This is a genomic window from Stenotrophomonas sp. 24(2023) (genome assembly GCF_030913365.1).
Lineage (GTDB): Bacteria > Pseudomonadota > Gammaproteobacteria > Xanthomonadales > Xanthomonadaceae > Stenotrophomonas.
The window spans coordinates 3,335,908-3,347,549 of the sequence record NZ_CP133160.1 but is presented as its reverse complement, the minus strand read 5'-3'; the positions used below and the strand labels follow the sequence as shown (position 1 = coordinate 3,347,549).

Genomic DNA, 11,642 nt, shown 5'->3' with positions numbered 1-11,642 from the left:
AACGCCCAGGTGGCGGAATTGGTAGACGCACTAGTTTCAGGTACTAGCGGGTAAAACCGTGGAGGTTCGAGTCCTCTCCTGGGCACCAACGAAAAAACTCCTCGCTTCGGCGGGGATTTTTTTTGCCCGTGCGCCGGCAGACGCGTGGCGCGGTGACAGGCCTGTACCGCCCTGACGGGCACTCCGGCATGATTTTCACAAAGGTGTTGACACCCCCATCACAGCACCCCATAATCTCGCTCCTCGACGCCCAGGTGGCGGAATTGGTAGACGCACTAGTTTCAGGTACTAGCGGGTAAAACCGTGGAGGTTCGAGTCCTCTCCTGGGCACCATGTCGAGAATGAGAAAAACCCGCGAAAGCGGGTTTTTTCATGCCCGGAATGCGCCAGCGCCGGGCCCTGCATGCCCGGCGAACGGCATCAGAACAACGGCCGCAGCACCAGCTCCAACCCGAGCAGCAACAGCAACCCCAGGAAACAGGCGCGGAACACCCGTGCGCTGATCCGCTGCCGGATCACCTGCCCCAGCCACATGCCCAGCAACGCCGGCAGTACCGCCAGCGCACTCAGTCCCAGCTGCTGCACGCCGAATGCACCGTGCAGCACCAGCCCGGCGGTGAGCGCGATCGTGGAGACGGTGAATGCCAGCCCCAACGCCTGCACAAGCTCCTCGCGCTGCAGCTCAAGCGCCTGCAGGTAAGGCACCACAGGCATCACGAACACTCCCGTCATGCCGGCCACCAGGGCCGACAGCGCACCGGCCAGCGGCCCAAGCCAACGCTCGCGCCGCTGCGGCACGCGCAGCACCGGCGCCGCCAGCGCATAGGCCGCGTACACCACCAGCGCCGCCCCCAGGGCCGCGCGCGACCAGACGCGGTCCACCCGCACCAGCAAGGTGGCCGCCGGCACGGTCACCACCACCACCGCCAGCATCATCGGCCACAGCCGGCGCACGGTACGCCCGGCCGATGGCCCCGCCAGCAGCTGCCAGGCGTTGGTGACGAAGGTGGGAATGAACAACAGGGAAGCCGCCGCCACCGGCGACAGCACGCCGCCCAGCAAGCCCATCGCCACGGTCGGCAAGCCCATGCCGGTCACGCCCTTGACCACCCCGGCCAGCACGAACACCGCCACCAGCAACAGATAGAAATATGCACGTTCATCCATGCCGTCATTGGAGTTGTGCCCGGCCCGGCGCACAATGCGGTTTTCCCACCCCTGCCTTCGGCCCAGCCGAAGGCGGATATGGAGGCTGGACATGCGGCTGGACCTGGCAGACCTGCGCCTGTTCCTGTCGGTCGCCGAGGCCGGCAGCATCACGGCCGGCGCGGCAAAGGCCCACCTGGCGCTGGCCTCGGCCAGCGAGCGTCTGCGCATGATCGAAGACGACGCAGGCACGCCCCTGCTCAACCGCCACCCCCGCGGCGTCAGCCTGACCGAGGCCGGGGCCGCGCTCGCCCACCACGCCCGGCTGATCCTGCAGCAGCAGGCCCAGCTGCGCGGCGAACTGCAGGCGTTCGCCCACGGGGCCCGCGGCACCCTGCACCTGTATGCCAACACCGCCGCACTGACCACCTACCTTCCCGTGCGGTTGGCCCCATGGCTGGTGCAGCGCCCGCGGCTGCGCGTCGAACTGCACGAGCGCACCAGCATCGACATCGTGCAGGCACTCCGCGCCGGCCAGGCCGAAGCAGGCATCCTCAGCGATGCCGTTGCCGCCGATGGGCTGCAGCGCCATGTCGTGGCCGAAGATCCGCTGGTGCTGCTGCTTCCCCGCCAGCATCGCCTCGCCGCGCACCGTGCGCTGGCGTTCACCGACGTGCTTGGCGAAACCTTCATCGCGCTGGCCGATGGCAATGCACTGCAGTCATGCATCGACACACAGGCCAGCGAAGCCGGCCGCATGCTGGATGTGCGCATCCGCATGAAGACCTTCGATGGCCTGTGCATGATGGTCGGCCATGGCATCGGCGTAGGCATCGTGCCGCGCACGATCGCCCGCCTGCATCGGCGTGCTACCCACACGGTCGCGGTTCCGCTGAAGGATGCCTGGACACAGCGCCGCCTGTGCGCGTGTTTCGCACAGTGGAAAGCACTCAGTACGCCGATGCGCAGCCTGCTGACACACCTGGGCGTGGAGCCCGAAAAAAAGCGTGAAATGGTGTTGACACATCCCGCGCCGTAACGCACAATTTCTCTCCTGAGTCGCCCAGGTGGCGGAATTGGTAGACGCACTAGTTTCAGGTACTAGCGGGTAAAACCGTGGAGGTTCGAGTCCTCTCCTGGGCACCATGACTCAAGATGATGAAACCCGCGAAAGCGGGTTTTTTCGTTTTCGGGGTTGCAGATCCAAGCGCCGCGCGCACGTCATCCACGCATGGCGTGGATCTACCAACACCCCGCCTGCAATTGCACGCCATGAACCGCACCCCGGCAAACCCACGCCGTGCCCGGACGGGGTTCAACGACCCACCCGGTAGATCCACGCCATGCGTGGATGCATTTCAACGACCACACACCCCAGCAAACCCACGCCGTGCGCGGACGGGGTTCAACGACCCACCCGGTAGATCCACGCCATGCGTGGATGCATTTCAACGACCACGCACCCCGGCAAACCCACGCCGTGCGCGGACGGGTTTCAACGGGCCCACGCGGTAGATCCACGCCATACGTGGATGCATCCCACCCCCACGGCACAAAGAAAAACCCCGCCTTGCGGCGGGGTAAAAGGTCACTCTTCAGAGTGCCAGGGAGAAATCAGTGCCCGCCGCCAGCGGCGGCACCGGCGCCCGCACCGAACGGCGGCTTGGCCAGCCACAGGAAGGTGATGATCGCCAGGAAGATCCAGCCCAGCAGGAAGAAGATGTCGTTGAAGCCCATCTGCGACGCCTGGTGGTTGATCATGTTGTTGAGCACGGCCGCACCGTTCTGCAGGTTGCCCTGCCCCATCGCCGCCACCTGGTCCTGCATGCCCGGCTGGTAGGCCGAGATGTGCTCGGTCAGGTCCGCGTGGTGCACCTGGGTACGGCGCGCCCACAGCCAGGTGGTCAACGAGGCGGCGAAGCTGCCGCCCAGCGTGCGCAGGAACGTGGCCAGGCCCGAACCGGCGGCGATTTCACGGCCATCCAGATCCGACAGCAGGATCTGCAGCACCGGCATGAAGAACAGGGCGACACCAATGCCCATGATCAGCTGCACGCCGGCCACATGGTGGAAGTCCACCTGCAGGTTGAAGCCCGAGCGCAGGAAGCTGGTCAGCGACAGGAACACGAACGCGATGCTGGCCAGCAGACGCATGTCGAAGCGCGAGGCGTACTTGCCCACGAACGGCGTCATGATCACCGGCAACACGCCGATCGGCGCGGTCGCCAGGCCCGCCCAGATGGCGGTGTAGCCCATGTCACGCTGCAGCCACTGCGGGATCAGCAAGGCCACGCTGAAGAACGCCGCATAGGCCACCACCATCGCCAGCGTACCGGCCCGGAAGTTGCGGTGGCGGAACAGCTTCAGGTCGACGATCGGATCCTTGTCGGTCAGTTCCCAGATCAGGAACACCGTCAACGCCACCACCGCCACGCAGGCCAGCACCACGATCTTCATCGACGAGAACCAGTCCTCGTCGTTGCCCAGGTCGAGCACCAGCTGCAGCGCGCCCACGCCGATCACCAGGGTGATCAGGCCGATGTAATCCATCTTCGGCTTCTCGACATGCTCGGGTCGGCCCTTGAGCTGGCTGCCCACCACCAGCGCGGCGAAGATGCCCAGCGGCACGTTGATCAGGAAGATCCATTCCCAGCTGTAGTTGTCGGTGATCCAGCCGCCGAGGATGGGGCCGCAGATCGGCGCCACCACGGTGATCATCGCCAGCAGCGCCAGCGCCTGCCCGCGTTTTTCACGGGGGTAGATCGACACCAGCAGCGACTGGGTGATCGGGTACATCGGGCCGGCCACGAAGCCCTGCAGGGCACGCGACAGCACCAGCATGCCCATGCTCTGCGCCAGGCCGCACAGCAGCGAGGTGATGACGAAGGCCAGCGTGGCCCAGACGAACAGCTTGCGCTCGCCGAAGCGGCGGCTGAGCCAGCCGGTCAGCGGCAGCGCGATGGCCGTGCTGACCGCGAACGAGGTGATGACCCAGGTCGCCTGCTGCGAACTGGCACCGAGGTTGCCGGCGATGGTCGGCAGCGAGACGTTGGCGATGGTGGTGTCGAGCACCTGCATGAACGAGGCCATCGCCAGGCCGACGGTGCACAGCGCCACGCTGGGCGGCAGGAAGCCGGCGGCCGCACCCGGCGCCGCCGGTGCGCCCGGTGCCCCGGGCGCGGCTGGAGCTTGTGCGGACATGGCCGACCTCAGCTCGCCTTGGCCTGCTGCGGCAGGTTGCCCTGGATGATCGTGTGGATCACCTCGTCGGCATCATGCAGCTGCTTGGCATACACATCGGTGTCGAACACCGTGCCCTTGGCGGCCTTGGCCGGCAGCACTTCGCCCTTCTGGTCGCGCAGGCTCACTTCGGCCTTCATCGACAGGCCGATGCGCAGCGGGTGTTCGGCCAGCTGCTTGGCATCGATGGCGATGCGCACCGGCACGCGCTGGACGATCTTGATCCAGTTGCCGCTGGCGTTCTGCGCCGGCAGCAGCGAGAACGCCGAACCGGTGCCCAGGCCCAGGCTGGTCAGCGTGCCCTTGTAGGTCACGTCACCGCCGTACAGGTCCGACTTCAGTTCCACTTCCTGGCCCAGGCGCATGTGGCGCAGCTGGGTTTCCTTGAAGTTGGCTTCCACCCACATCTGCTCGGTCGGCACCACGGCCATCAGGGCATTGCCCGGCTGTACGCGCTGGCCGACCTGCACCGAACGGCGGGCGACGTAGCCGGTGACCGGCGCGACGATGCCGGCACGGGCATTGTTGAGGAAGGCCTGGCGCAGCTGCGCGGCGGCGGCCTGCACGTCCGGCTGGGTGGCGATCACGGTGTCATCGACCAGCGCGCGGTTGCGCTCGACGGTTTCGCGTGAACCGGCCACGGCCGCTTCGGCCGCCGCCAGTTCATCGCGGGCGTGGGCCAGTTCTTCGTGCGAGATGGCACCGGTCGCGGCCAGGTCCTTGCGGCGGGCGAAGTCTTCGCGCACGCGCTTGAGCGAGATCTGGCGCGCATCCAGGTCGGCCTGCGCCCCTTCCACGCTGCGGTACAGGCCGCGGGTCTGGCGCACGGTCTTGGCCAGGTTGGCTTCAGCCTGCTGCAACGCCACTTCGGTATCGGACGGGTCCAGCTGCACCAGCAGCTGGCCGCGCTCCACGCGCATGCCGTCATCGGCGGCGATGGCCACCACGGTGCCGGCCACCAGCGGGGTGATCTGCACCTGGTTGCCCTGTACGTAGGCATCGTCGGTTTCCTCGAACCAACGGCCGAACATGAAGTACCACAGCGCCAGTGCGGCCAGCAGCAGCACGACGATGACGAAAAGCCCGCGCAGCAGCTTGCCGCGGCGGCTGGGGGCGGCCGCGGGGGCCGCAGTGTTGGAGGTCTGGCTCATGGGTCGGGTCTTCAGGAATGCGACGAATCGGAAAGGGAGGCGGTGGCCGGGGCAGCGTCATCGGCGGCCGGCTGGTAGCCGCCCCCCAACGCCTGGCTCAGGCGCACCGAGGACAGCACCTGCTGCGACTGCAGGTTGGCCAGCTGCTGTTCGGACTGCAGCAGCGTGGACTGCGCGGTCAGCACGTCCAGGTAGCTGCCGATGCCGGCGCGGTAGCGCTGCTGGGCCAGGTCGAAGGCCGAGCGCGCGGTATCCACCGCCTGCTGCTGCGACTGCGCCTGCTGGGCCAGCGAGCGCACCGCGTTGACCTGGTCGGCCACATCGCGCAGCGCGTCCAGCACGCTCTGGTTGTAGTTGGCCACCGCCAGGTCGTACTGCGCATCGGTGTTGGCCAGGTTGGCGCGCAGCTTGCCACCATCGAAGATCGGCAGGCTCAGCGCCGGGCCGATGTAGGCGAAGGTGGCGGTGCTCTTGAGCAGGTCACCCAGGTTCGGCGCGACGACGCCGCCCAGCGCGGTCAGGTTCAGGCTGGGATAGAACTTCGTCCTGGCCACCTTGATCTGCTTGTTGGCCGCTTCCACGCGCCAGCGTGCGGCGACGATGTCCGGGCGACGGCCCAGCAGTTCGCTGGGCAGCACGCCCGGCAGCTGCAGCGTGGCCGGGTTCAGCGGCTGCGGGCGGGCGATCGACAGGCCACGGTCCGGGCCCTTGCCGACCAGCGCGGCCAGTGCGGTGCGGCCCGCATCGATGCGCTGCTGCGCGGCCTGCAGCTGCTGCTGCGCGGCCGGCACGCGGGCCTCGGCCTGGCGCACCTGCAGGTCGCTGTCGATACCGGCGCTGCGGCGCTGGCGGGTCAGTTCCAGCGACTTCTGCGAACGGGCCAGTTCGGCATCGGCCACGTCATGCAGCTGCCAGGCATAGGCCAGATCCACGTAGGCGCGGGCAATGCTGGCCGACAGGTTCAGGCGTGCCGCCTGCGCGTCGATGGTGGCGGCATGGACGCTGTCCACTGCCGCTTCCCAGGCCGCGCGCTTGCCGCCCCACAGGTCGATACCGTACTTGAAGTCGAGCACGGCCTGCTCGCTGCCGCCGTAGCGGCCGCCCATCTCGTCACCGAGCATCGATTCGGGCAGGCGCAGGCCGGTATAGCCACCGGACACCGACAGGCTGGGCAGGCGGTCGGCACGGGCGGTGCCGGCCTGGGCTTCAGCCTGGCGCAGGCGCGCATCGGCCGCGTCCAGGCTCGGGTGGCCGGCCAGGCCTTCATTGATGAGGGCATCAAGCTGGGTATCACCCAGCGCCTTCCACCAGTCCTGCGCCGGGAAACCGGCAGCGCTCAGATCGGTGTCGGCCAGGGTGTGTTCGCTGTGCAGGCTGTCCACGTCCAGCAGGTGGCCCTGCGGCTGCAGGCCACGGCTGCTGGCACAGGCGGCCAGCGCCAGGGCCAGCGCCGACAGCAGCAACGGCCGGCCAAGCCGGCGGAAGGATGAGCGGTCGGGGATGGTGTTCATGGGGTTGTCAGGGAATCGCGGATTCGGGTCAAAAGGGACATCAACTGCTCACGTTCGTCCGGGCTGAGGTCACGCAGCGCGTAATCCATCACGGCATCGCCGCGCAGCCGCAGGCGCTCCCACAGCACACGGCCTTCGTCGGTCAGCACGATCTGCAGGGCACGACGGTCGCGGCCATGCGGCTCGCGCCGCACGCATCCCAGCGCCTCCAGCTTGTCCAGCAGCCGGGTCACCGCGCTGGGCACCTGGTCGATGGCCTGGGCCAGTTCGTTGGCGGTGCACGGCGCCATCGCCGAGAGCACCTTCAGGCCGATGTAGTGGGTGAAGTTGATACCAAGGTCTTCTTCGGCCATGGAAGCATCCAGCTGGCGTACCAGGCCATCGCGCACCTGGCGCAGCAGCAGGCCGAAACTGGGGGGAGTGGTGGCAGGACAGATCATGGGTGAGCATTTTCTTCCAAAAAAAATATTTCTCAATAGAAATATTCGATCTGGCATCATATGCTGTGTTGCAACAGTGGAACTGATCGCGGCAGGGACGTCACCTTAATAGGCGCCCCATCTGGCCGGGTAGTACAATCAAGCCAATGAATGACACATCCGGGCCATCGCCATCCCCCTCCCTCCCCCCTGAGCCGCCCCGGTCCGTCGTACTGGACGCTGAACAGGAAGGCGACCGCCGCCTGCTCAAGGACGCCGCACTGGCCTGGATGGAGCGCGAGGACGGCATGCCCGTGGTCGGCTTCCACATCGACAGCGCGCGCGGGCTGGACCATGAAGTGGACTGGCACCACCACGTCCGCGGCCAGCTGATCTGCGTGGAAAGCGGCCTGCTGACCACCCGCACCCGCCATGGCACCTGGTCGCTGGCGCCCGGCTCGGCCGGCTGGATGCCGGCAGCCGAGCCCCACACGGTGGCCATCGACGGGCCGCTGCGCGGCTGGGGGCTGATCCTGGCCCCGACACTGTGCCTGGACCTGCCGCCGGAACCCTGCGTGATCGGCATTTCGCCGCTGCTGCACGCGGTGGCCTCGCGCATCTGCGACTGGGTGCCCGACGCAGCGGCCAGCCCCCGCCAGCAGCATCTGGTGGAGGTCCTGCTGGATGAGATCCGCGAAGCGCCGCGGCAGCGCATGCACCTGCCGATGCCGCACGACCGGCGGCTGCTGAAGATCGTCTCGCAGCTGCTGGCCGACCCCGCCGACGAGCGCAGCCTGGCGCAGTGGGCGCACTGGGCCGGCCTGTCGCCCCGCTCGCTCACCCGCCATTTCCGCGAGGAAACCACCCTCAGCTTCGCCCAGTGGCGGCAACAGGCGCGCCTGGCCGAAGCCCTGCGCCTGCTCAGCGATGGCCGCAGCGTGGCCGACATCGCCCACCAGCTGGGTTTCAGCAGCTCCAGCGCCTTCGTCACGGTGTTCCGCCGCCACTTCGGCGTGCCCCCCGGACGCTACCTGGCCCGTGCCGGCCAGCGCCTGGACCCACCGCGCGGCTTGGCATCCCCGGCCGCATCCGGATAATCACAGGCTTGCGAGCGGCGACCACCGTCGCCGCCTCCCGGACAAAGGTAACAACCCCGCATGACCGACCTCGCCCGCCCCGTGTTCCACGGATTCGAACAACTGCCGCTGCGCGAGTACGCCGAGCGCGCGTACCTGGACTACTCGATGTACGTGGTCCTGGACCGTGCCCTGCCGTTCATCGGCGACGGCCTCAAGCCGGTGCAGCGCCGCATCATCTATTCGATGAGCGAGCTGGGCCTGAATGCGGCGTCCAAGCCGAAGAAGTCCGCGCGCACCGTCGGCGACGTCATCGGCAAGTACCACCCGCACGGTGACAGCGCCTGCTACGAGGCGCTGGTGCTGATGGCCCAGCCGTTCTCCTACCGCTACCCGCTGATCGAGGGCCAGGGCAACTTCGGCTCCAGCGACGACCCGAAGTCGTTCGCGGCGATGCGCTATACCGAATCCAAGCTGACCCCGATCGCTGAAGTGCTGCTGGGCGAACTGGGCCAGGGCACCACCGACTGGGCGCCGAACTTCGACGGCACCCTGCAGGAACCGACCTGGATGCCGGCGCGCCTGCCGCACCTGCTGCTCAACGGCACCACCGGCATCGCCGTGGGCATGGCCACCGACGTGCCGCCGCACAACCTCAACGAGATCGTCAGTGCGCTGCTGCACCTGCTGGACGACCCCGACGCCACCGTGCGCGACCTGTGCGAGCACGTGAAGGGCCCGGACTACCCGTCCAGCGCCGAGATCATCACCCCGGCCAACGACCTGCGCACGATGTACGAGACCGGCAACGGCAGCGTGCGTGCGCGTGCCACCTTCACCAAGGAAGCGCACAACGTGGTGGTCACCGCACTGCCGTTCCAGGTGTCGCCGTCGAAGGTGATCGAGCAGATCGCCGCGCAGATGCGCGCCAAGAAGCTGCCGTGGCTGGAAGACGTGCGCGATGAATCCGACCATGCCAACCCGGTGCGCGTGGTGCTGGTGCCGCGCTCGAACCGCGTCGACGCCGACCAGCTGATGGGCCACCTGTTCGCCACCACGGACATGGAACGCAGCTACCGCGTCAACCTCAACGTGATCGGCATGGACGGCCGTCCGCAGGTGAAGAACCTGAAGATGCTGCTGTCGGAGTGGCTGCAGTTCCGCAGCAACACCGTCACCCGCCGCCTGCAGCACCGCCTGCAGAAGGTCGAGCGCCGCCTGCACCTGCTGGAAGGCCTGCTGGTGGCCTTCCTGAACCTGGACGAGGTGATCCACATCATCCGTACCGAGGACGAACCGAAGGCGGCGCTGATCGCCCGCTTCGGGCTGTCCGAGGAGCAGGCCGACTACATCCTGGAAACCAAGCTGAAGCAGCTGGCCCGCCTGGAAGAAATGAAGATCCGCGGCGAGCAGGACGAGCTGGCCAAGGAACGCGAGAAGATCATCGGCATCCTGGACAGCAAGGCCAAGCTGAAGAAGCTGATCCGCGACGAGCTGCAGGCCGATGCCAAGAAGTTCGGCGATGCGCGCCGCTCGCCGCTGGTGCAGCGCCAGGCCGCCCAGGCCATCGACGAGACCGAGCTGGTGCCGAGCGAGCCCATGACCGTCGTGCTGTCGGAGAAGGGCTGGATCCGTGCGGCCAAGGGCCACGACATCGATGCCTCCACGCTGTCCTACCGCGATGGTGATGCCCTGCAGGGTTCGGTGCGCGCACGCAGCACCCAGCAGGTCGCCTTCCTGGACAGCGAAGGCCGCGCCTACTCCACGCCGGTGCACACCCTGCCCTCGGCACGTGGCAACGGCGAACCGCTGACCGGCCGCTTCTCGCCGGCACCGGGCACCAGCTTCGTGACCCTGGCCAGCGCCGAACCGGACACCCGCTTCGTGCTGGCTTCCAGCCACGGCTATGGCTTCGTGACCCGCTTCGAGAACCTGATCGGCCGCAACAAGGCCGGCAAGGCCATGCTGAACCTGTCGGCCGGTTCGTCGGTTCTGTCGCCGGCCGCGCTGGCCAATGTGGAAACCGACCGCATCGTGGCGGTGACCAGCTCGGGCAACCTGCTGGCCATCACCGCCAGCGACCTGCCGGAACTGGACAAGGGCAAGGGCAACAAGATCATCGAGATCCCCAAGGCCAAGCTGGCCACCGAGCGCGTGGTCGCCATCGTGGCCATCAGCCCCGGCCAGACCCTGCAGGTCCGCAGCGGCCAGCGCACCATGGGCCTGAAGTTCAACGAGCTCGACGCCTACCTGGGCGCCCGCGCCACCCGTGGCCACCTGCTGCCGCGCGGCTGGCAGAAGGTGGAAGGGCTGTCGGTGGAGTGAGGCCCCGCCCCGGGGAGGTGTCAACCTTGGTTGACACGCCCTGGCGGACACCAGACACGAAAAAGCCGGGGCATTCCCCGGCTTTTTCGTTTGTCGGCTGGCGGGCGGTGGAGCAGCTGGCGGGCGAAGGCTGGCTGGCGGTGCTCCGGTGCTGGCGGGCGACAGAACGTTGCAGAGTCGAGCCATGCTCGACTCGGATCCAACAGCAGCCGAGCATGGCCCGGCGCTGCTGAGAGCGGGCCGGGTCAGTGCGCCGGAGTGCCGCTGCTCTCGATCTTGCTCAACTGGTACAGCTCCAGGCCGATGCGCTTGATCAGCGACAGCTGCTGTTCCAGCCACCAGGCGTGGTCTTCCTCGGTATCCTTCAGCTGCGCCAGCAGGATGTCGCGGCTCACGTAGTCGCCCTTCTCCTCGCACAGCTTCATGCCGGCCGCCAGGTTGTTGCGCACGGCGTATTCGGTTTCCAGATCCTTCTGCAGCATTTCCTCCACGGTCCTGCCCGGCTCGCTGGCATGCGGGCGCATGTCCGGGTCGCCGCCCAGGAACAGGATGCGGCGCAGCAGCGCATCGGCGTGCTGGGTTTCCTCTTCCATCTCGTGGTTCAGGCGTTCGTACAGTGCGAACAGGCCCTGGTCCTCGTAACGGCGGGAGTGGATGAAGTACTGGTCGCGGGCGGCAAGCTCGCCGCGCAGCAGTTCCTTCAGGCAGGCGATGACGTCCGGGTTGCCTTTCATGGGGGGACTCCTGTGACTCGATGGCGCATAGGGTGCACCA

9 protein-coding genes and 3 tRNA genes are annotated in these 11,642 nt (G+C 67.4%); 6 read left to right on the top strand and 6 right to left on the bottom strand.

From position 1 onward, the window contains the following. Positions 1-3: 3 nt before the first annotated feature. Together Q9R17_RS15160 and Q9R17_RS15155 are read left to right on the top strand one after the other, a co-directional pair. A tRNA-Leu gene (locus tag Q9R17_RS15160) sits at positions 4-88 on the top strand. Positions 89-248: 160 nt separating this feature from the next. Continuing rightward, positions 249-333: transfer RNA gene (locus tag Q9R17_RS15155), tRNA-Leu, on the top strand. An 87-nt stretch (positions 334-420) separates the two neighbouring features. Here the strand turns inward: Q9R17_RS15155 and Q9R17_RS15150 are convergent. Then, positions 421-1,167, bottom strand: a complete 747-nt coding sequence (locus Q9R17_RS15150; RefSeq protein ID WP_308155427.1) for a sulfite exporter TauE/SafE family protein — start codon at positions 1,165-1,167, stop codon at positions 421-423. A gap of 91 nt (positions 1,168-1,258) precedes the next feature. Between Q9R17_RS15150 and Q9R17_RS15145 the strand changes: the two genes are divergently transcribed. Further along, a complete protein-coding gene (locus tag Q9R17_RS15145; RefSeq protein ID WP_308155426.1) occupies positions 1,259-2,185 on the top strand; it encodes a LysR substrate-binding domain-containing protein in 927 nt (308 codons plus the stop codon). A 22-nt stretch (positions 2,186-2,207) separates the two neighbouring features. Further along, a tRNA-Leu gene (locus tag Q9R17_RS15140) sits at positions 2,208-2,292 on the top strand. A gap of 468 nt (positions 2,293-2,760) precedes the next feature. Here the strand turns inward: Q9R17_RS15140 and emrB are convergent. Genes emrB through Q9R17_RS15120 form a run of 4 tightly spaced genes read right to left on the bottom strand, consistent with a single transcriptional unit; the run spans position 2,761 to position 7,488 of the window. After that, positions 2,761-4,347, bottom strand: coding sequence for a multidrug efflux MFS transporter permease subunit EmrB (emrB, locus tag Q9R17_RS15135; protein ID WP_308155425.1), 1,587 nt, complete (start codon positions 4,345-4,347; stop codon positions 2,761-2,763). An 8-nt stretch (positions 4,348-4,355) separates the two neighbouring features. Continuing rightward, complete coding sequence (emrA, locus tag Q9R17_RS15130) at positions 4,356-5,537, bottom strand: multidrug efflux MFS transporter periplasmic adaptor subunit EmrA (RefSeq protein ID WP_308155424.1); 1,182 nt, start codon at positions 5,535-5,537, stop codon at positions 4,356-4,358. 11 nt (positions 5,538-5,548) lie between these two features. Continuing rightward, on the bottom strand, positions 5,549-7,048 hold the full coding sequence (locus tag Q9R17_RS15125; RefSeq protein ID WP_308155423.1) for an efflux transporter outer membrane subunit: 1,500 nt from the start codon (positions 7,046-7,048) through the stop codon (positions 5,549-5,551). Further along, entirely contained in the window at positions 7,045-7,488 is a 444-nt protein-coding gene (locus Q9R17_RS15120) for a MarR family transcriptional regulator (protein WP_308155422.1), read from the bottom strand. The genes Q9R17_RS15125 and Q9R17_RS15120 overlap by 4 nt, the downstream gene beginning before the upstream one ends. Positions 7,489-7,634: 146 nt before the next feature. On the opposite strand from Q9R17_RS15120, the gene Q9R17_RS15115 reads away from it, so the two are divergent. Next, positions 7,635-8,564 carry a helix-turn-helix transcriptional regulator gene (locus Q9R17_RS15115; RefSeq protein ID WP_308155421.1) on the top strand — a complete coding sequence of 310 codons (930 nt, stop codon included), beginning with the start codon at positions 7,635-7,637 and terminating at the stop codon, positions 8,562-8,564. Positions 8,565-8,624: 60 nt separating this feature from the next. Next, entirely contained in the window at positions 8,625-10,868 is a 2,244-nt protein-coding gene (gene parC, locus Q9R17_RS15110) for a DNA topoisomerase IV subunit A (RefSeq protein ID WP_308155420.1), read from the top strand. Between the two features lie 245 nt (positions 10,869-11,113). On the opposite strand, the gene bfr is transcribed toward parC, so the two are convergent. After that, the gene (gene bfr / locus Q9R17_RS15105; protein WP_308155419.1) at positions 11,114-11,602 is read right to left on the bottom strand and encodes a bacterioferritin; all 489 of its coding nucleotides are present in this window, start codon (positions 11,600-11,602) and stop codon (positions 11,114-11,116) included. Between the last annotated feature and the right edge of the window lie 40 nt (positions 11,603-11,642).

What these genes read in the sequence shown, in the direction of transcription:
- parC (WP_308155420.1), top strand. Translation starts at nt 8,625, where the DNA reads ATGACCGACCTCGCCCGCCCCGTGTTCCACGGATTCGAACAACTGCCG.
- Q9R17_RS15125 (WP_308155423.1), bottom strand. Translation starts at nt 7,048, where the DNA reads ATGAACACCATCCCCGACCGCTCATCCTTCCGCCGGCTTGGCCGGCCG.
- Q9R17_RS15150 (WP_308155427.1), bottom strand. Translation starts at nt 1,167, where the DNA reads ATGGATGAACGTGCATATTTCTATCTGTTGCTGGTGGCGGTGTTCGTG.
- Q9R17_RS15145 (WP_308155426.1), top strand. Translation starts at nt 1,259, where the DNA reads ATGCGGCTGGACCTGGCAGACCTGCGCCTGTTCCTGTCGGTCGCCGAG.
- Q9R17_RS15115 (WP_308155421.1), top strand. Translation starts at nt 7,635, where the DNA reads ATGAATGACACATCCGGGCCATCGCCATCCCCCTCCCTCCCCCCTGAG.
- emrB (WP_308155425.1), bottom strand. Translation starts at nt 4,347, where the DNA reads ATGTCCGCACAAGCTCCAGCCGCGCCCGGGGCACCGGGCGCACCGGCG.
- bfr (WP_308155419.1), bottom strand. Translation starts at nt 11,602, where the DNA reads ATGAAAGGCAACCCGGACGTCATCGCCTGCCTGAAGGAACTGCTGCGC.
- Q9R17_RS15120 (WP_308155422.1), bottom strand. Translation starts at nt 7,488, where the DNA reads ATGATCTGTCCTGCCACCACTCCCCCCAGTTTCGGCCTGCTGCTGCGC.
- emrA (WP_308155424.1), bottom strand. Translation starts at nt 5,537, where the DNA reads ATGAGCCAGACCTCCAACACTGCGGCCCCCGCGGCCGCCCCCAGCCGC.